This window comes from Azospirillum sp. NS33 (assembly GCF_059703765.1).
In genome coordinates this window covers 74,740-93,538 of the sequence record NZ_BAAKJB010000003.1, presented here as the reverse complement: position 1 = coordinate 93,538, position 18,799 = coordinate 74,740, and the positions used below count along the sequence as shown (strand labels likewise).

At 66.8% G+C, this 18,799-nt stretch carries 14 protein-coding genes; 6 read left to right on the top strand and 8 right to left on the bottom strand.

Annotated elements, in window-relative coordinates:
- Positions 1-12: 12 nt before the first annotated feature.
- The 3 genes from AC6H2I_RS04380 to AC6H2I_RS04370 all read left to right on the top strand — a co-directional run bounded on the left by AC6H2I_RS04380 (position 13) and on the right by AC6H2I_RS04370 (position 3,215).
- A complete protein-coding gene (locus tag AC6H2I_RS04380) occupies positions 13-1,488 on the top strand; it encodes a mannitol dehydrogenase family protein (RefSeq protein ID WP_497499355.1) in 1,476 nt (491 codons plus the stop codon).
- Entirely contained in the window at positions 1,485-2,912 is a 1,428-nt protein-coding gene (gene uxaC / locus AC6H2I_RS04375; protein ID WP_497499354.1) for a glucuronate isomerase, read from the top strand. The genes AC6H2I_RS04380 and uxaC overlap by 4 nt, the downstream gene beginning before the upstream one ends.
- Before the next feature lie 99 nt (positions 2,913-3,011).
- On the top strand, positions 3,012-3,215 hold the full coding sequence (locus tag AC6H2I_RS04370) for a hypothetical protein (protein ID WP_497499353.1): 204 nt from the start codon (positions 3,012-3,014) through the stop codon (positions 3,213-3,215).
- Positions 3,216-3,231: 16 nt separating this feature from the next.
- On the opposite strand, the gene glpK is transcribed toward AC6H2I_RS04370, so the two are convergent.
- Both glpK and glpD read right to left on the bottom strand, forming a co-directional pair.
- Positions 3,232-4,746 carry a glycerol kinase GlpK gene (gene glpK / locus AC6H2I_RS04365; RefSeq protein ID WP_497499352.1) on the bottom strand — a complete coding sequence of 505 codons (1,515 nt, stop codon included), beginning with the start codon at positions 4,744-4,746 and terminating at the stop codon, positions 3,232-3,234.
- A 224-nt stretch (positions 4,747-4,970) separates the two neighbouring features.
- A complete protein-coding gene (gene glpD / locus AC6H2I_RS04360; protein ID WP_497499351.1) occupies positions 4,971-6,554 on the bottom strand; it encodes a glycerol-3-phosphate dehydrogenase in 1,584 nt (527 codons plus the stop codon).
- Positions 6,555-6,792: 238 nt separating this feature from the next.
- On the opposite strand from glpD, the gene AC6H2I_RS04355 reads away from it, so the two are divergent.
- Both AC6H2I_RS04355 and AC6H2I_RS04350 read left to right on the top strand, forming a co-directional pair.
- The gene (locus AC6H2I_RS04355; protein WP_497499350.1) at positions 6,793-7,905 is read left to right on the top strand and encodes a cytochrome-c peroxidase; all 1,113 of its coding nucleotides are present in this window, start codon (positions 6,793-6,795) and stop codon (positions 7,903-7,905) included.
- Complete coding sequence (locus tag AC6H2I_RS04350) at positions 7,902-10,742, top strand: EAL domain-containing protein (RefSeq protein WP_497499349.1); 2,841 nt, start codon at positions 7,902-7,904, stop codon at positions 10,740-10,742. Before AC6H2I_RS04355 ends, AC6H2I_RS04350 begins: the two co-directional genes overlap by 4 nt.
- A 3-nt stretch (positions 10,743-10,745) precedes the next feature.
- Here the strand turns inward: AC6H2I_RS04350 and AC6H2I_RS04345 are convergent, their stop codons facing one another.
- Entirely contained in the window at positions 10,746-11,510 is a 765-nt protein-coding gene (locus AC6H2I_RS04345) for a DeoR family transcriptional regulator (RefSeq protein ID WP_497499348.1), read from the bottom strand.
- A 98-nt stretch (positions 11,511-11,608) separates the two neighbouring features.
- Entirely contained in the window at positions 11,609-12,016 is a 408-nt protein-coding gene (locus AC6H2I_RS04340; RefSeq protein ID WP_497499347.1) for a DUF2000 family protein, read from the bottom strand.
- Positions 12,017-12,214: 198 nt separating this feature from the next.
- Here AC6H2I_RS04340 and AC6H2I_RS04335 point away from each other — a divergent pair, with 198 nt between their 5' ends.
- A complete protein-coding gene (locus AC6H2I_RS04335; protein ID WP_497499346.1) occupies positions 12,215-13,090 on the top strand; it encodes an MBL fold metallo-hydrolase in 876 nt (291 codons plus the stop codon).
- Positions 13,091-13,146: 56 nt separating this feature from the next.
- Here the strand turns inward: AC6H2I_RS04335 and AC6H2I_RS04330 are convergent, their stop codons facing one another.
- The 4 genes from AC6H2I_RS04330 to AC6H2I_RS04315 are packed head-to-tail and all read right to left on the bottom strand — an operon-like array spanning position 13,147 to position 18,682.
- Positions 13,147-13,872 (bottom strand): hypothetical protein, encoded by a 726-nt coding sequence (locus tag AC6H2I_RS04330; RefSeq protein WP_497499345.1) that lies wholly within the window; start codon positions 13,870-13,872, stop codon positions 13,147-13,149.
- Between the two features lie 28 nt (positions 13,873-13,900).
- Positions 13,901-15,016 (bottom strand): hypothetical protein, encoded by a 1,116-nt coding sequence (locus AC6H2I_RS04325; RefSeq protein WP_497499344.1) that lies wholly within the window; start codon positions 15,014-15,016, stop codon positions 13,901-13,903.
- Positions 15,017-15,026: 10 nt separating this feature from the next.
- Positions 15,027-17,282: a sensor histidine kinase gene (locus AC6H2I_RS04320; RefSeq protein ID WP_497499343.1), complete on the bottom strand. Its 2,256-nt coding sequence runs from the start codon at positions 17,280-17,282 to the stop codon at positions 15,027-15,029.
- Positions 17,282-18,682, bottom strand: coding sequence for an Eco57I restriction-modification methylase domain-containing protein (locus tag AC6H2I_RS04315; RefSeq protein ID WP_497499342.1), 1,401 nt, complete (start codon positions 18,680-18,682; stop codon positions 17,282-17,284). The genes AC6H2I_RS04320 and AC6H2I_RS04315 overlap by 1 nt, the downstream gene beginning before the upstream one ends.
- Positions 18,683-18,799: the final 117 nt, after the last annotated feature.

Below are 18,799 nucleotides of genomic sequence, written 5' to 3'. Positions count from 1 at the left end.
GAGGACCCGACCATGCCACCCTCCGTCGCCGCGCCGGCCCCCCGCTACGACCGCGCGGCGCTGCGCCCGCGCATCCTGCACATCGGCTTCGGCGCCTTCGCCCGGGCCTTCGTGTGCGGCCACCTCGACGACGCGCTGGACCAGGCCGGCGGCGACTGGGGCGTGGTCGCCACCCGCCTGCAATCGGGCGCCGAGGAGCTCTCGGCGCTCGACCGGGCCGACCACCTGTTCACCGTGGTCGCGGTCGACGACGGCGGCGGCACGGCGCGGCGCATCGGCTGCGTGGTCGCCACCTGCCATCCGCGGCGGGACGGCGCCGACGCCCTGCTCGGCCATTTCGAGTCGGAGGCGCTCGCCATCGTCTCGCTGACCATCACCGAGAAGGGCTATTGCTCCCGCGCCGGCACGCTGGACCGCGAGCACGCCGGCATCCGCCACGACCTCTCGGCGCCGGCCGCACCGCAGACCGCCGTCGGCGTGCTGGTGGAGGGGCTGCGCCGCCGCCGCGCCCGGGGCCTCGGCGGGCTGACCGTGCTGTCCTGCGACAACCTGCCGGACAACGGCGCCGTCTGCCGGCGCGTCGTCCTGGGCTTCGCGGCGGCGGTCGACGCCACCCTGGCGGCCTGGATCGCCGACCACGTGACCTTTCCCGGCACCATGGTCGACTGCATCGTCCCGGCGCTCGACGACGACGGCCGCGCCCTGCTGGCGGAGGCCGGCGGCGACCCGGTGACCGGGATCGTGCGCGAGCCGTTCCGGCAATGGGTGATCGAGGACCGCTTCGCCGCCGGCCGGCCCGCCCTCGACCGGGCCGGCGCCCGCTTCGTCGCCGACGTCCGCCCGTTCGAGGAGATGAAGCTGCGCATGCTCAACGGCTCGCACTCCTTCCTCGCCTATCTCGGCGCGCTGGCCGGGCACGGCACCGTCGCCGCCTGCATGGGCGACGCGGTGTTCCGGGACGCCGCCCTGGCCCTGATGCGCGACGAGCAGGCGCCGACCCTGGCGATGCCCGACGGCATCGACCTCGACGCCTACGCCCGCTCGCTGATCGCCCGCTTCGCCAACAGCCGCCTCAAGCACCGCACCACCCAGATCGCCACCGACGGCAGCCAGAAGCTGCCGCAGCGGATGCTGAACCCGATCCGCCACCATCTGGAGCGCGGCACCGGCTGGCGCCGCCTGGCGCTGGGCGTCGCCGGCTGGATGGCCTATTGCCGCGGCGTCGACGACGCCGGCCGGCCGCTGCCCCTCTCCGACCCCCTGGCGGAGCAGATCACGGCCATCGTCGCCGCCACCGCCGACGGCGCCGACCACGTCGCCGCGATGCTCGCCCTGGACGCCGTCTTCCCCGCCGACCTGGCGGCCGACCCTGCGTTCCGCCGCGGCGTGGAGGACGCCTACCGCGGCCTGCGCCGCGACGGCGCCCGCGCCGCGGTGGCCGCCCTCGCCCGCCAGCCCGCACCCTCCGACCACGAGGACGCCCCATGAAGCCCTTTCTCGGCCCCGACTTCCTGCTCGACACCGAGGCGGCCCGCCGGCTCTTCCACGAGGTCGCGGCGGAGCTGCCGATCGTCGACTACCACAACCACCTGCCGCCCGAGCAGATCGCCGCGGACACCCACTGGGACACGCTGGGCCGGCTGTGGCTGGAGGCCGACCACTACAAGTGGCGGGCCATGCGCTGGGCCGGCATCGACGAGCGGCGGGTGACCGGCGACGCCGATTTCCGTGAGAAGTTCGACGCCTTCGCCGCCACCCTGCCCCAGTGCCTGGGCAACCCGCTGCACCACTGGAGCCACCTGGAGCTCCACCGCTATTTCGGCCTGGAGGGCACGGTGCTGTCGCCGCGCACCGCCGACCGGGTGTGGGAGACCGCCAACGCCCGGCTGGCCGAGCCCGAATTCGGGGCGCGCGGCCTGCTGCGCCGCATGAAGGTGGCGCTGGTGGGCACCACCGACGACCCGTGCGACGACCTGCGCCACCACATGGCCCTGCGCGGCGAGGCGGATCTCGGCTTCACGGTGGTGCCGAGCTTCCGCCCGGACCGGGCGTTCAAGATCGAGCGGGACGATTTCCCGGCCTATCTGGAGCGGCTGGAGGAGGCGTCGGGCCTTCCCATCGCCCGGTTCGAGGACCTGGTGGCGGCGCTGGAGCGCCGGCTCGACCATTTCGTGGCGGCGGGCTGCGTCGCCACCGACCACGGCATCGAGGTGCTGCGCCACGGCGCGGAGCGCACCGACCGCGAGCTGACCGCCATCCTCGCCAAGGGCCGCGCCGGCACCCCCCTGGACGAGGCGGAGATCGGCGATTTCCAGACCGCCGTGCTGGTGGCGCTGGGCCGCGCCTACGCCCGGCGCAACCTGGTGATGCAGCTCCACATCGGGCCGATCCGCAACAACCGCACCGCGCTGTTCCGGCGGGTCGGTGCGGACTGCGGCGGCGATTCCATGAACGACCGGCCCATCGCCGGCCCGCTCAACGCCCTGCTCGACCGCCTCGACCGCACCGACGCGCTGCCGCGCACCATCCTCTATTCGATCGACCCGTCGAAGAACGAGGTGATCGTCACCACCGCCGGCAACTTCCAGGACGGCTCGGTCCCGGGCAAGATCCAGGCCGGGTCGGGCTGGTGGTTCAACGACCAGCTCGACGGCATGCAGCGCCAGATGACCCAGCTCGCCCAGATGGGGCTGATCGCCCGCTTCGTGGGCATGCTGACCGACAGCCGGTCCTTCCTCTCGTTCCCGCGGCACGAGTACTTCCGCCGCCTGCTCTGCGCCATGGTCGGCGACTGGATGGAGCGCGGCCTGATCCCGCCCGACCACGACCTCGCCGCCGAGCTGGTGGCCGATGTCTGCTACCGCAACGCCGCCGCCTGGTTCCTCGACGGTGCGCGGCCGCGGCCGGGCTGAGCCGGGACCACCGGCGCTGCCGGCGCGGCATCCCCTTGCCGCGGCGGCGGCCGCCGCCCATAGTTGGCGCCCACGCCACCCGCACCCGAGCCCGCGCCCATGGCCGAAATCCACCACCTCCGCCGCTCCCCGCCGCCGCACCGGCCGAAGCTGAGCTGCGACACCCTGGCCCGCCTCACCTTCCTGGGCGGCGCGGTGGCGACCTTCCTGTCCTATGCCGTCGGGCTCGGGGCGTTCGCCACCCTGGTCGGCCTGGCGGTGGCGCTCGGCGGCTACGCCGCGTTCTACGACCGCTGCCGCTGAGCGGCGGCGGTCGCGGCTACGCCGCCGGGCCCGCCCAGCGCACCCGTTCCACGGCCAGCCGCCAGCCGGCGTAGAGGGCGGTGCGGCGGGCCGGGTCGAGGCCCGGCTCGAAGCGGCGCTCGCAGGTCCAGGTGGCGGCGAGGCCGCGCGCGCCGTCCAGCCCGTCGTAGAGGCCGGTCTGCAGCCCGGCCAGCAGCGCCGCCCCCAGCGCGGTGGTCTCGGTGACCGCGGGGCGCTCGACCGGGGCGTCCAGGGTGTCCGCCAGGAACTGGCACAGCCAGTCGTTCACCACCATGCCGCCGTCGACCCGCAGGGTCTGGGGCGCGGCCGCGCTGTCGGCGGCCATGGCGTCGCGCAGGTCGCGGGTCTGGAACGCCACGGCTTCCAGCGCGGCGCGGGCGATGTGCTCCGGGCCGGCGTCCAGGGTCAGCCCCTGGATCGAGGCGCGGGCGTCGGGGTCCCAGTGGGGGGCGCCCAGGCCGACGAAGGCGGGCACGAGGTAGACTCCGTGGCTGTCGGGAACGGTCACCGCCAGCTCCGCCGTGTGGGCGGCGCTGTCGATCAGCCCCATGCGGTCGCGCAGCCACTTGATGGCCGCCCCCGCGACGAAGATCGACCCCTCCAGCGCGTAGGTCGGCCGGCCGTCCAGGCGGTAGGCGACGGTGGCGATCATGCGGTGCGTCGAGTCCACCGGCCGCGGACCGGTGTTGAGCAGGGCGAAGCAGCCGGTGCCGTAGGTCGACTTGACCATGCCCGGGGTGAAACAGGCCTGGCCGACCATGGCGGCCTGCTGGTCGCCGGCCACGCCGCGGATCGGGATGGGCGCGCCGAACAGGGCCGGGTCGGTGACGCCGAAATCGGCGCTGCTGTCGCGCACCTCCGGCAGCACGGCGCGCGGTACGGCGAAGAGGCGCAGCAGCTCCTCGTCCCACTCCTGGGTGTGGATGTTGAACAGCATGGTGCGCGAGGCGTTGGTGGCGTCGGTCGCGTGCACCGCGCCGCCGGTCAGGCGGAACAACAGAAAGCTGTCGATGGTGCCGAAGGCGAGCTCGCCGCGCTCCGCCCGGGCCCGCACGCCGGGCACGTTGTCGAGCAGCCACGCCAGCTTGGAGGCGGAGAAATAGGCGTCGACCACCAGCCCGGTGCGGCGACGGATCTCCGCCTCGCTGCCGTCGCGCTGCAGCGCCCGGCACAGGGCCGCGGTGCGGCGGTCCTGCCAGACGATGGCGCGGTGCACCGGCTCGCCGGTCGCGCGGTCCCACAGGATCGCCGTCTCGCGCTGGTTGGTGATGCCCAGGGCCGCCACCGCGCCGGCGGCCAGCCCGGCCTGGCCGAGCGCCTCGCGCACCACCGCGACGGTGTCGCGCCAGATGTCCTCGCCGTCGTGCTCGACCCAGCCGTCGTCGGGATAGTGCTGGGGGAACTCGCGGCGCGCCATGGCGCGGGGCGTCCCGTCGACCGCGAAGACGATGGCGCGGGTGGAGGTGGTGCCCTGGTCGATGGCCAGGAGGTGGCGGGCCGAGGCGGTCATGGAACCCCTTTCGAGAACGCGCGGTGGCCGCGGCCACCGGGTGGTCGTCAGTCGAGAATCAGCACGGCGTCGCGGAAGTCAACGGCGCACGCGCCGTCGCGGCGGCGATCCCCCCGGCCGCGGGAAGGCCGCCCGCCGGGACCCGGCCCCCCGGCGGCGCGCCGTCCGTGCGGCCTCGAGGCCGCGCCGCCCGGCGAACCGATGGTGACGCGGTGGTGGCCCGATCAGCCCCGCCCGGCGGTCGCGCTCCGCGCCAGCGGCGGCGCCTCGGCGGCGCAGCGCCCGTCGATCCAGGCGGCGACGGCGGCCCGCCCGTCGGCGTCGAGGTGCAGGCCCAGCTTGGTGCGGCGCCACAGGAAATCGTCGCCGGTGCGCACATACTCCGCCGCCACGGCGTAGCGCAGCTCCGCCTCGTGGACGTCGCCGGCCACCCGCGCGCCGAGGTCGTCGAGCCCGGCCGCCCCGTCGAGCAGGCGGTCGACGCGGGTGCCGTAGGCCCGGGCGTAGCGGCGCGCCAGCGCCTCCGGCAGCCAGGGATGGCGCGTGCACAGCCGCTCCAGGAAGCGGTCGAAGTCGGCGTCCGCCATGTCGCCGCCGGGCAGCGGGGCCGCCGCCGTCCAGCGCGGGGCCGACCGGCCCAGGGCCTTCTGCAGCGTCTCCACCGCCTCTTCGGAGAGGCGGCGGAAGGTGGTGATCTTGCCGCCGAAGATCGACAGGAGCGGCGCCGCCCCGGGGGCCTGGTCGAGGTCGAGCACGTAGTCGCGGGTCACCGCCGACGCGTCGCCGGTGGCGTCGTCGTAGAGCGGCCGCACGCCCGAATAGCTCCAGACCACCTGGTCCGGCGTCACCGGCCGGGTGAAGCACCTGGACACCGCGCGGCACAGATAGTCGATCTCCGCCGCGTCGATGGCGGCCCGCCCGGGGTCGCCGCGGTGGTCCACGTCGGTGGTGCCGATCAGCGTGAAATCCCGCTCGTAGGGGATGGCGAAGACGATGCGGCGGTCGTCGTTCTGGAAGATGTAGGCGTGGTCGCCCTCGAACAGCCGCGGCACGACGATGTGGCTGCCCTTGACCAGGCGGACGGTGGCGCGGGCCACGGTGCCGAGACGGGTGTTCAGCACCTCGGCCACCCAGGGGCCGGCGGCGTTGACCAGGGCGCGCGCCCACACCGTGCGGGGGGCGCCGCCGGCGCGGTCCTCCAGGTCGGCGCGCCACAGACCGCCCTCGCGCCGCGCCGCGACGCAGCGCGTGCGGGTGAGGATCTCGGCGCCGCGTTCGGCCGCGTCCATGGCGTTCAACACCACCAGGCGGCTGTCCTCGACCCAGCAGTCCGAGTACTCGAAGGCGGTGCGCAGGCGCTCCGCCAGGGGCGCCCCGGCGGGGTCGCGGCGCAGGTCGAGGCCGTGCGAGCCCGGCAGCCGCTTGCGCCCGCCGAGATGGTCGTAGAGGAACAGCCCGAGGCGCAGCAGCCACGCCGGGCGCATGGTGGTGTCATGGGGCAGCACGAAGCGCATGGGCCAGACGATGTGCGGCGCCAGCGCCAGCAGCACCTCCCGCTCCACCAGCGCCTCGCGCACCAGCCGGAACTCGTAGTGCTCGAGATAGCGCAGCCCGCCGTGGATCAGCTTGGTGCTGGCCGAGGACGTGGCACTGCCGAGATCGCTCTGCTCACACAGGACGGTCGAGAAGCCGCGGCCGACGGCGTCGCGGGCGATGCCCGCCCCGTTCACCCCGCCACCGATCACAAGGAGGTCGGCCGGCCGTTGCGCCGTCGTCCCCGGGGGCACCGTGTCCGCGTTCGTCGTCATTTTCGTTCATGCGCGTTTGAGTTCGTTAGGCCACCTTATTCCGGGCGCGAATGTTCGTAAAGGGGTTTTATCCGCGCCGGAGCGAAAGCCGTCGCCCGCCGCGGCGTGCGCGCCGGTTCGCGGCGCTGCGGCGAATGGAAGCGCGATCGCCACATCCTTTGTATGGGTATGGCCGATCTGCTACGGTGTGCTGGCCGGACAGATTGTTGCCCCCGACGCGAAAGAAACGTGCACGGACATGACACGACAGTGCCCGTCACCCGGCCACGGTCCATGGTGTCCGGCGGCGCGCGCGGCCGCCCGGGCCGCGACCCGGCTGCTGACCCCCCTGGTGGCTCTCCTGGTCGCCGGAATCACCGTCGTGCTGGCGGCGCCGGCGATCGCGGCGGCGGCCGAGATCACGGCGCCAAGCACCCCGCTCTCCCTGGCGTTCGGCCAGGCCCGCGAGCCGATCCTGGCGCTGGCCCGGCCGACCGGCCTGGACCCCGGCAAGGTCCTCCTGGGCTCCCGGCTGTTCGCGGACCCCATCCTGTCGGCCGACGGCACGGTGAGCTGCGCGTCGTGCCACGACCTGGCGCGCGGCGGCGCCGACCAGGAGAGCACGGCGGTCGGCATCGGCGGCGCCCGCGGCGCCTTCAACACGCCGACGGTCTACAACACCGCGCTCAACGTCGCCCAGTTCTGGGACGGCCGCGCCCGCACCCTGGAGGAGCAGGCGGGCGGCCCCATCGTGAACCCGCTGGAGATGGGAAGCGACTGGCCGGGGGTGCTGGCGCGCCTGCGGGAGTCGCCCCACCGCGCGGCGTTCCTGGCGGTCTACGGCGGCGCCCCCAGCGAGGCCGCGGTGCGGGACGCCCTGGCGACGTTCCAGCGCTCGCTGGTCACCACGGGGTCCCGCTTCGACGCCTGGTTGAGCGGCGACCGGGGGGCGCTGACCGCCGACGAGCGGCACGGCTACGCCCTCTTCAAATCGTACGGCTGCGCCTCCTGCCACCAGGGTGCGGCGGTGGGCGGCAACATGTTCCAGCGCTTCGGCTTCTTCGGCGATCCCCTGGCGGAGCGCGACGCCACCCTTCCCGTCCACCTCGGCCGGTACGCCGTCACCGGCGACGACGACGACCGCCACGTCTTCAAGGTGCCGAGCCTGCGGCTGGCGGTGCACACCGCCCCCTACTTCCACGACGGCAGCGTGGCCACCCTGACCGAGGCGATACGCCTGATGGCGCGCCACCAGCTGGGCCGCGACATCGCCGATGCCGACGTGACGCTGATCGCCCAGTTCCTGGCCACGCTTCCCGGTCCCCTGCAGCCCGGCCCCCTGCCCGCGCCCCGGGCGGAGAACGCGCGATGACCCGGCACGCCCTGTGGATGGGGCTGACCTTCGCGCTGGCGGTGAGCGTCGCCGCCGGGCTGTTCGTCTTCGTCGTCGATCGCCGCGCCGACGCCGAGCGCCACGCCGCGGTCCTCGCCACCTTCGACCACCTTGCCCACCGCGAAACCAGCCTCGACCGGGACCTGCTGCAGGTGGTCGCCGGCATCCTCCCCCACTACGACACGCTGGTCCACCACGCCCAGGGCATCGGCGCCCTGCTCGCCACCCTGGACGGTGCCCCCGACACCTTCCCGCCGGCGCTCGCCGACCCCTATCGCCGCCGCGTCGAGGCCAAGCTGGCGGCGGCGGAGCGCGTCAAGGCGACCGCCGCCTTCGTTCGCAACGAGGTGAACTATCTGCCCTTCCAGATCGCCCGCTCCGCCGAGCGCGAGCCCCCGGCGGCGGTGGCGCGCCTCCAGCAGGACCTGATCGGGACCCTGGTCGGCGCGCCCGCGCACGACGCCGGCCCCCGCGCCGGCCCCCGCGCCGGCGGTGGCGAACTCGGCCACATCGCCCTCCACCTGAGCGCGCTGGCCGACCAGAAGCGCGTCCTGGCCCGGGCCATCGACGCCTACTTCGCCATCGACGCCCATGCCGCCCTGGAGCGCCTGCGCGCCCGCTATCTCGCCGGCTACGCCGTCCGGCAGGCGTGGGCACGGCGCGCCACCGCGGCGCTGGGCGGAATGACCTTGCTGCTGGTCGCCGGGCTGGGATGGGCCATCGTCCGGCTGGGGGTCGCCCACGGGCGGATGCGCGAGTCCGAGGCGAAGTTCTCCACCATCTTCGGCGCCTCGCCGGAGCTGGTCGTCCTCATCGACTGGGCGGACCGCGCCGTGGTCGACGTCAACACCGCGTTCGAACGGAGCACCGGCTTCACCCGCGCCGAGGTGCTGGGGCGGCCGGTCACCACGGTGCTTCCCGACGGCCCCGCCGCCCTCGCCGGGGCCGCGGACGGCGAGATCCGCATCCGGCGCAAACACGGCGGGGCGTTCGCCGCGCTGGCCTCCCTCGACCTCGCCACCATCGGCGGGCGGACCTGCGGCATCCTGGTCGCCCGCGACATCAGCGAGCGGCTCGCCGCCGAGCACAAGGCGCGCATGGCCGACAGCGTGTTCGAAAGCGCGCGCGAAGGCATCATGATCACCGACGCGACGGGGGCCATCGAGCGCGTCAACCCTGCCTTCTGCCGGATCACCGGGTACGCCGCCGGCGAGGCCGTCGGGCAGACGCCCCGCCTGCTCGGGTCCGGCCGGCACGACCGGGCGTTCTACCGCGACCTGTGGGCCGCGCTGCTCGCGAAGGGGCACTGGAGCGGCGAGGTCTGGAACCGGCGCAAGAGCGGCGAGGTCTACCCGGAGTGGCTGAGCATCTCCGCGGTGCGCGGCGCCGATGGCGCGCCCGAGCGCTTCGTGGCGGTGTTCTCCGACGTCTCCACCCTGAAGCGCCAGGAGGCGGCGTTGCGCCACCTCGCCCAGCACGACGCGCTGACCGGCCTGCCCAACCGCGCGCTGCTGGCGGACCGGATGGCCCAGGCGGTGTCGCGGGCGCGGCGCGACGGTGGCACCGTCGCCATCGCCTGCCTCGACCTCGACGGGTTCAAGGCGGTGAACGACGCCCACGGCAGCGCCGCCGGCGATTCCCTGTTGATCGAGGTCGCCGGACGGATCGCCGGCGCATTGCGCGACGGCGACACCGTGGCGCGCCTGGGCGGTGACGAGTTCGTGGTGGTGCTGCCCGATCCCGGCGACGCCGCCGGGTGCGCCGCGCTGCTGGCCCGCATCCTTCTGGCGGTCGCGGCGCCGGTCCGCCTGCCGGGGGCCGAGGGCGCCGTCTCGGTCACCGCCAGCGTCGGCGTCAGCCTGTTCCCCGACACCGACGGCGACCCCGACACCCTGGTGCGCCACGCCGACCAGGCGATGTACGAGGCCAAGGAAGGCGGCCGCAACCGCTGCCACTTCTACGATTCCGCCAGGGACACACGGGCGCGCGGCCTGCGCGACCTGGTGGCCGCCCTGCGCGGCGCCATCGACGCCGGCCAGTTCACCCTGTTCTACCAGCCCAAGGTCGACATGCGGCGCGGCGCGGTCATCGGCGCCGAGGCGCTGATCCGCTGGAACCATCCCGAACGCGGGCTGCTGATGCCGGCCGAGTTCCTGCCCCTGGTGGAGGAGGCCGAGCTGGAGGTGGCGATGGGCGAATGGGTGGTCGCGGCGGCGCTGGCCCAGATGGCCGCGTGGCAGGGCGCCGGCATGGGACTCTGCGTCAGCGTCAACATCGCGCCCCGCCACCTGCTGAGCCACGGGTTCACCGGGCGCCTGGAGGCGCTGCTGGCGGCGCAGCCCGCGGTCGCCCCGGAGCACCTGCAGCTGGAGGTGCTGGAGACCGCCGCGCTGGAGGACATCGGCCGCGCCCGCACCATCCTCCACGCCTGCCGCGGCCTCGGCGTGTCGCTGGCGCTCGACGACTTCGGCACCGGCTACTCCTCGCTCACCCACCTGCGCCACCTGCCGGTCCAGACCCTGAAGATCGACCAGTCCTTCGTGCGCAACCTTCCCGACGACCCGGACGATCTGGCCATCGTCGAGAGCGTCATCGCCCTCGCCAAGGCCCTGAACCGCACGGTGCTGGCCGAGGGGGTGGAATCCGCCGCGCACGGCCGCCACCTCCTCGACCTCGGCTGCGACCTGGCCCAGGGCTACGGCATCTCGCGCCCGCTGCCGGCCAACGACCTGGCCGCGTGGATCCCGGCGTGGCGGCCCGATCCGTGCTGGGGCGAGGACCGCACACCCCGGGAGCCGGCGCGCGCGACCGCCTGAGGGTCAGCCCGGCGCCACGTGCACCCGGCAGCCGCTGGCCGCCACCACCTCGGCCATGGCGGCGGGGGGCGGGCGGTCGGTGAACAGCTCGTCGATCTCGCCGATGTGGCCGAGCCGGATCATGGCGCTGCGGCCGAACTTGGTGTGGTCGCTGACCAGGAAGACGCGCCGCGCGTTCTCGATGATCGCCCGGGCGACGCGCACCTCGTCGTAGTCGTAGTCGAGCAGGTCGCCCTCGGCGTCGATGCCGCTGATGCCGATGATGCCGATGTCCACCTTGAACTGGCGGATGAAGGCCACCGTCGCCGCGCCGACGATGCCGCCGTCGCGCTGGCGCACCGGGCCGCCGGCCACGTCCAGGCTGAAGCTGGTCTTGGTGTGCAGGATGTTGGCGACGTTCAGGTTGTTGGTGATGACCCGCAGGCCGCGGTGGGCCAGCAGGGCGTGGGCCACCGCCTCGGTGGTGGTGCCGATGTTGATGAACAGCGAGGCGTCGTCGGGCACGTGTTCGGCCGCCAGCGCGGCGATGCGCCGCTTCTCGTCGGCCATCAGCATCTGCCGGGTGGCGTAGGCCACGTTCTCCACGCTCGACGGCACGGTGATGCCGCCGCGGAAGCGCCGCACCAGGGACTGCGAGGACAGATCGTCGATGTCGCGCCGGATGGTCTGCGGCGTCACCCCGAAATGCTCGGCCAGCCACTGCACCTGCAGCACCCGGCGCTCGCGCACCAGGGAGACGATCTGCTGCTGGCGGAAGGTGGCGTCCATGGACCGGTCCGGGCGGCGGGAAGGGGTGGCCGACCCTGCGCTTGCGAACGCCAACGGTCAACTGCGAACCCGCAGCAACATCGCCGCCCGGCGCCGCGTCAGGGGTGGAGTGCGAGCCCCTTGGTGACCTTGTCCACCGCCTTCTTCGGCCCGCGCACGGCGATGCCGACGAGGTCGGGGTCGGCCGGGTCCTCGGCGGCGAAGACGGCGCGGTTGGCGGCGTCGTGGCCGGTCTCGAACATGGCGGCGACGTAGGGCACGACCGCCAGCTCGCGCTCCAGGGCCTTGCGGTGGGCCGCCTGCAGAGCCGCGCGATCGCCGGCGAAGATCAGCATCGGCTGGCCCAGCAGGCGCCCGTAGGTGCGGCCGCCGGCGTCCACATAGGGCTCGCCCAGCGCCTCGGGCGCGGCGGCGGCGACGCCGGTGGCGAGGAACGCCGCGACGTTCAGCTTCTGCCAGCCGGCGAGGTCAGGGCGGATGATGATGGCGACCTTGGTGTCGAACATGATGACGGACCCTCCTTGGCCGCAACCATGGCAGGGACGGGCGCCCGTGGTCTGGAACGTTTGTGCGGCGGCCGGGGAGGCCGCGCGCGGCGCCATAAGAACCGCCGATGGGTCCCATCGACGCTTCGGATTTCCGCCGCCGGCCTGTTCCGCCGTAGCAAGGCGCGACCTTTCCCACCAACGGAGATCCGGACGCCCATGGCTTCCCCCACCCGTCTTCGCCGCTCCCTGCTGGCGGCCGGCCTTCACCTCGGTCTGGGCCTCAGCCTGGGCCTCGGCCTGGCACCGGCCGGGAGCGCCCACGCCCAGGCCGTCCACACCCAGGCCGTCCACACCCAGACCGCCGACACCTACCGCTTTCCCCTCGGCGCGCTGACGATCACGGCGCTGTCCGACGGCACCGTCCCCCAGGACCTGCACAGCCTGCTGCTGGACACCACCGTGCCCGAGGTCGACCGGCTGCTCGACCACGCCTTCCTCGCCAACCCCGTGGAGGCCTCCATCAACGCCTTCCTGATCGAGGACGGCGACCGCCGCATCCTCGTCGACACCGGCGCCGGCGACCTGTTCGGCCCGGGCAATGGCGGCAAGCTGCCGGACAGCCTGGCCGCCGCCGGGACGACGCCGGAGGCCATCACCGACATCCTCATCAGCCACATCCACACCGACCACAGCGGCGGCCTGGTGGCGGGCGGGCGCATGGTGTTCCCCAACGCCACCGTCCATGTCGGCGCTCCGGACCTCGCCTTCTTCCTGGACGCGGCGAACGCCGAGACCAGCGGCTACGACCGCCGGTACTTCGACGAGGCGGCGGCGACCGTCGGCGTCTACGCCAAGGCCGGCAAGGTGGCGCCGTTCGGCGACGGCGACACGGTGCTGCCGGGCATCGTCGCGACGCCAGCCCGGGTGGACAACGCTCGGCGACTACGGGCCGCGCTACTCCTTCGTCAACATCTGTCTGGGGCGGCTTTCAAACTTGTGATGCTCGAGGATGAGGTGACCACGAAGACGGGACGGGAAATGATTGACGTGAGTCTTATGAAAGGACTGTCCTTGGTTGCGCCGAAACAATGACCACGACAGAGGCATTTGATATAGATTCTTTATGACTATCCAGAAAATTCTTGCAATTACATTGCGCCGGCGTACCAATGAGTTGATCGATAACATTTAGGTGCGACAGCAGAGTTTAAATAATTCATACGGTGTGCGGCCCCAACAAAAAAATCTGTATCTGCTCGCATACGCGTAAACGCCTCTTGAACTTCCGGGCCAGATTTATCGTGGATTAGGTGATCGGCACACAACTGCGCGATTAACGAGAAGAAATCCATTTGGGCCGTTGGGGTTCTGACATTCGGCAATATCGGCGTTACCCTATCTTCAGCCGTCCAGTCTCTGCGAAATCGTTCATTAATCGAAGTTAAAAGGCCCATCTGAGGTGACATTTGAGCATGAAACACCGGATGCCCAATTCTGTGCTCGTCCAAATCATAGTGTGCTCCATAGACATGTTCCACCACTTGTTTCTTAGATCGAAAATAGCCGATATTAGTTCCGAAAGATTTCGTTCGTAAAGGCCGTTGGCGAACGTCGGGGCCCTCAAATGACAACCAACCCTCAACCGCAACATAAAGATTTGGTTCGGGTCTGGTGGCCCGCTCCGGAAGAACAAAGACAATTGGCCCAATTTTAAATTTTACCTCGTTGCATCCTCCGCTCTCGTCCAGCTCAAAGATATCATAGCCCTGCGATGGACGTACATCGCATGACGGATACATCTTCTGAAGTCCGGAACGCACTGCGTCCCAAGCAAAGTGCATCTGCTGTTGTACAAATTTTGCATTGCGGTTCATGGTGCGGCCAAGGATGTCAAGAAAGGAATTAAAGCCCGAGTAGTGGAGCCCACTCGTCGTAGAAGTCTCGTTCAACACGGCTCAACTGCGCGCCTTGTGGAATCCAACTGCTTGCCGAGACTGAGCAGTCGGCGCGCTGGCAGACAGGGCGACTGGTAAACGGGCAAAGAAATCCACCCTTCCTTCCTTCGCAACCTTTCCGCCCGCACGCATGTGTGGCGAGTGGCCGCCCCAATGCGGCCTCGACAATTGCTCGATTCAAATCCCCAAAATCCTCAAAATTGGTATCTTCATTTATCTCTCCCAGCCGGTCGAGAACAGAGTCGACATCTTCTCTCCAATAATATCTACACATTTCTTTGAATGGTCCGCTATAAGCGGCCGACGAAAATATCTTCTGGAGCGCATTGCCTTCCAAACCGTCCGTTGCTATGTAGGCACAGAGAGCTTTCTCTGACAAGACCGGTCCTGGAAACTTAAGAATAGCGTTAAGAAGGACGTGCCCTAGCACATAAGTTAATACCTGTATTTTATCTTCAGCATCCGGGGCGCTAGCTGGGCTAGCAAAATCACGAAGACGCTGAACTAATGCTGCGTTCGCGGAGCCAAGTCTTGACATGTAGAGGGAGAATTGATTGTCGAGGTGAGTTTTTCCCAGCAAATCCGAAAGGATAGCCGCTAAGCTGCGCCGCACCGAGAACCTCTCTAAGTCATCAGAAATTACATTCCTAATTGAAAGAAAACCACTGAACGCCGACGCAATAAAGAGTGCCCCCTCATCATCAGTAGGAGGAACTCGTAACTCGAACAATTCCGGTTCTTTAGGTAAGGCTTTTGTATTCCCGCGCGAAAAATCGCCCACCGGTATCGACCGCTTCTGACACCATCCAACAATAGTGAGGCCAAATAGGCCCTTTACGCCTTGGCTGGTTAGATCGTAATCCGTGACTACCAATACCGTGCTATCATCAACTTTACTGTCAAACGCAGATTGAGGGTCAATGTCGTCTGCCGTTGGAATCCAGCGACGCACATCAACTTGATCGGCCGGCAAAAGTTCTGAAAGTTTTGCGGCAAGCCCTTCCAGGACCTTCTGAGTGTCATCAATGAGAAGTATTGACGGTATTTGGGATGTATTAGTCATGTTCGGAGGCCTAGATATTGAGTGGGAGGCGAACGCGAACGCATGTCGCAAAGCCAGGGGGAGGGTTTACTAATTCGGCACGGCCTCCGAAGGCTTCAGCCCCACGTTTGACAAGCGCCAAACCTAATCCCATGCCCGAGCCCAGTGGATCATTCTGCGACTCAGTCGTTGTAAATAGAGGATCAAAGACGCGCCGTTGTAGAGCCGATGGGATCCCAATTCCGCTATCGGAAACTTCAAGATAATGCCAACGATTATCATTCCACGCCCGGAATGCAATTTCCCCCCTTTCTGTTCCAGTTTTCGCAGTCACCGCCTTCAATGCGTTAGTATAAAGGTTGAGCGAGATGCCATTATATAGCGATGGGGGAACTAGAGGCGCCATAAGGTTAGCTTCGACGCTAATTTCAACGTTTATATTGCGCTCCAATGCATAGTAGCCAAAGTATTTTTTCACCTGCATCAGCCTAGGCTTAACTGGATAAGGTTTCGTTGGCTTTGTTTTTGCTCCTTGAATGTAGCCGGACGAATACGTAACAAATTCCTTGAGATTCTTAATATGAGAGGCAAAGCTTTTGGCGGCAGGCGCAAATTTTGGCTCTTCTTTGGCAAGAATGATAAGATTCTTATGCGTCTCTTCAAGTTCTTGAAGAGCGATACCAAATTCATGTGTCATAAATCCAGCAACGACACCAAGCAAGCTCATAATCTCGAGTTGCTGTTCCCGCCCGCGAGCCGACTCCTCTTGCCTATCAGCTAAATGTTGTGTTTGAGCAAGGGCCGCAACAATCCTAGCTTTGTCTGGAGCGGCAATACGCGGATTGGCCTGAACTTCATTAATAGCCGACTGCGTTTCACGTTTTATAGATGCGACAAGCGTTTGGCGCTGCGCTTCCTCTTCCTCCTGCTGAAGTTTTCTATCGGCATATGCAATTGCTTCAACTGCGCCGCGAACTAAATCGCGCAGCTGATTATAGGCAACATTTTCAACAAATCCCTCACGATCAGCAGAAGCTACAAGACCCTCCTCCCCCGCATTTGGGTCGATTTCTTTGTGACGGCGTCCTTCAACCTGCACAAGGCCTATAAGCTGTGCCGATTGTGGCAACCTTAGCATCCAGTTTTCGGAGGTGGATGTGCGGACGTGTGCGGCCATTGGAAAGTGCTTCAGTGCAATCGCAGAGCGCGCATCGCGTCGATTGCGTGCTGAATCCGCCTGGAGATGCAGCCAGTCGTCGGCCGCGGTTCCGTAAGGTTGTACTCGAAAGTTGCGGTCGAACACCGCCACGCCAGCATTCTGCACTATCCAGGGGTATGCTCGACGCCCGTCAACTGGCATACCGGTGAAAGCGCCAGCGCGACGGGGAAAAAAGCGAATATCAGCATAAAGTCGTCCTAACTCATTTGGGAACGTATCAACAAACCTTAAATATGGCTGCTGCATACCACGCCGAAACACGCTCAACTCTAAACTATTGCCCTTAAGGCGCAAGCGAGCCCGAAGAACGAAGCTATCAAGTACTGCGGCAGCTACGTCGCTCTCTGCTTCATCATCGCGCTCAATGTTCAAGAGAAAACCGGGATCTCTGGCATCATCTATTACTTGATCAACGTCATCGCCTTCTGTCATCTGCCTAAAAAGAGAGCGCAGGGGCGTCAATATCCCTATCGAGCCGGTCCGCACTTTTTGTATATCGAGTCGGGCCACTTCTGAGCGCAACCGTGTAATGACAAGAGTTGTGCCGGTCGGTGTTTCATCATCTACTGCTTCGAGCCGATAAGGTACGTTTACCTTACCAAGGTCCTCATGTTGATCGAATTTCGGCCAATCGAACTCGGCAATAAGCCTCGTACGGCGCTTACGCTCTGGATCATCAGCAACGGAAGTAAGCCGGAGGGCTCGGCCCAGAAAGCGGACAGCGAAGCGCCCGATGCCTTTCTCGCCGGTTATTGGCCGGAGGTACTTTTCGCTTAAATTTATCGGCTCTTTTGAGCTTGTTCCAATACGCATCCATCCATTAGTGAAGCGCCTCAGATTCATGCCGAGGCCATCATCTTTTACGGTTATTGCTTGAGGGAAATCATAAGAAATCGTGCATTCTGTTGCGTCGGCATCGTAGGCGTTCTTAACGAGCTCAACTATCGCTACTTCTGGCTGCTTAACCAAGCGCTCACCAAGTTCGCGCAAGATGCGACTCTCAATACTGAACGACAGGGTGCCTTCGTCGATAATCGGTGATCGGGTGGCGCCGGCGACGGTTGCCATCATTCACCTGCCATTCTGGTTGAGAAAACATCTGCGAGCAGTGCATTCAATTGATTGATCTCTATCTTACGGAGCCCGTTGGAGTGCGCGACAATTCGGTCGCGAATATCCATCCCACCAAGACCGCCGGTTAGATATGCTTCTTGTGCATCGTTAACATTGTAAATTCCGCAAACTCCGCCGACCGCGCGCGCGGAGATGCTATTTCGAACGGCCTTCGGAAACTCCCCTTTGAAGCTCATGGCCATGAGCAGCGCCGGGATTGGAGGCATGTTGAAACGCCACCATTCGCTCCGCTCAAGGCAGGTGCTTGTTTGGTACTCCTCTTCGGAAACCGACTCAAGATAGGCGTTTAGCGCGCTGCTAGGGGCGGCGTCTGTCCGAATTAGCCAGCACTTTTGGCCCGCGTTTCGGTAGCTGGTACGGAATGCGTGCTCATCCAGCTCCTTTACACCCGCCGACAAATGGCGGAGCGTTGTTACGCAGGCTACGACGTCTTGCTCTATCTGAAGCCCGAAGCGGACCCGTTCGCCTTCAGTCAAGGTAAGAACCTTCTGAGTTCCGGGACTCAGTCCACGGACTGCACGGGGCGCCTCTCTATTGACTTGGGAGCGCCTCATATAGCGCATAACTCCCTGCGACGAACCGCTTGGCGAACGTAAGGGAAGATAGTTGCCGTCAGCCGCCTCCTCATAGTATCGCCAATGGCCTTCACGTTGCGCCTTGTCAACAATGGTGATCGACGATGTGGTGAGCACACTATCAAACGTCGTATCAACTAACCTGTAGACATTTACATTCCAGCCTTGCTCAATGATATACCTACGAAGTGTTTCTACTGAAGGGCGGGAAACCCATTCGTAAGGAATAACCAACGCACATAGTCCGTCTTCGTCGAGACTTGCCAAAGATAGCAAGAAGAAGTACTGCCATGCGTTGGCAAGTCCTGAAACGGCTACGCCCGTTCGGCGACGTAGAACATCGGCGGCCTTCTGGCGCCAGCCTTCCGGAAGATCTTGGTTTCTTACAAATGGAGGGTTGCCGATGCAGAGATCTGCGTCACTAATCTCGTCGGCGAAAGCGCACCGGTTAAGAAGTGACGCGTTCTCGGGCAGGATGGCATCATGGCAACGACCACGATCAATCTCATAGCCAACGTAATTCTTAAAACGGCCATAGCGGGCAAAACGCCCGTCGCCAGCCCCAAAATCGACGACCTTACCAAGATTTTTTCGCAGATGTTCAACGTGCGCCCAAGTAGCTGCGACGAGTTCATCCGGCGTGTCAACTTGGCAACGTTCGAGGTAGAGCGATACGGTGTTCCAGCTTCCCCAGTCGCTTGTCAGCGGCGCCAGATGGCGGGCGCGATCAAATTTGGAGAACGTATCGTCTTTTATCACTGCTCACCTTCTCTACAATTACCTCATTACCGGAGCACGGATGGCGCCGGAGCCCAGGTTCCTTTTTATAGGTACTTGCATGATCTAGAAATGGAGATCTGCCAGCGAAACTTTTAA

Bases quoted from the DNA above. Each gene is read 5' to 3' on its own strand.
- AC6H2I_RS04370 (WP_497499353.1), top strand. From the start codon at position 3,012: ATGGCCGAAATCCACCACCTCCGCCGCTCCCCGCCGCCGCACCGGCCG.
- uxaC (WP_497499354.1), top strand. From the start codon at position 1,485: ATGAAGCCCTTTCTCGGCCCCGACTTCCTGCTCGACACCGAGGCGGCC.
- AC6H2I_RS04345 (WP_497499348.1), bottom strand. From the start codon at position 11,510: ATGGACGCCACCTTCCGCCAGCAGCAGATCGTCTCCCTGGTGCGCGAG.
- AC6H2I_RS04320 (WP_497499343.1), bottom strand. From the start codon at position 17,282: ATGGCAACCGTCGCCGGCGCCACCCGATCACCGATTATCGACGAAGGC.
- AC6H2I_RS04380 (WP_497499355.1), top strand. From the start codon at position 13: ATGCCACCCTCCGTCGCCGCGCCGGCCCCCCGCTACGACCGCGCGGCG.
- AC6H2I_RS04335 (WP_497499346.1), top strand. From the start codon at position 12,215: ATGGCTTCCCCCACCCGTCTTCGCCGCTCCCTGCTGGCGGCCGGCCTT.
- AC6H2I_RS04325 (WP_497499344.1), bottom strand. From the start codon at position 15,016: ATGACTAATACATCCCAAATACCGTCAATACTTCTCATTGATGACACT.
- AC6H2I_RS04355 (WP_497499350.1), top strand. From the start codon at position 6,793: ATGACACGACAGTGCCCGTCACCCGGCCACGGTCCATGGTGTCCGGCG.
- AC6H2I_RS04350 (WP_497499349.1), top strand. From the start codon at position 7,902: ATGACCCGGCACGCCCTGTGGATGGGGCTGACCTTCGCGCTGGCGGTG.
- glpK (WP_497499352.1), bottom strand. From the start codon at position 4,746: ATGACCGCCTCGGCCCGCCACCTCCTGGCCATCGACCAGGGCACCACC.
- AC6H2I_RS04330 (WP_497499345.1), bottom strand. From the start codon at position 13,872: ATGAACCGCAATGCAAAATTTGTACAACAGCAGATGCACTTTGCTTGG.
- glpD (WP_497499351.1), bottom strand. From the start codon at position 6,554: ATGACGACGAACGCGGACACGGTGCCCCCGGGGACGACGGCGCAACGG.
- AC6H2I_RS04340 (WP_497499347.1), bottom strand. From the start codon at position 12,016: ATGTTCGACACCAAGGTCGCCATCATCATCCGCCCTGACCTCGCCGGC.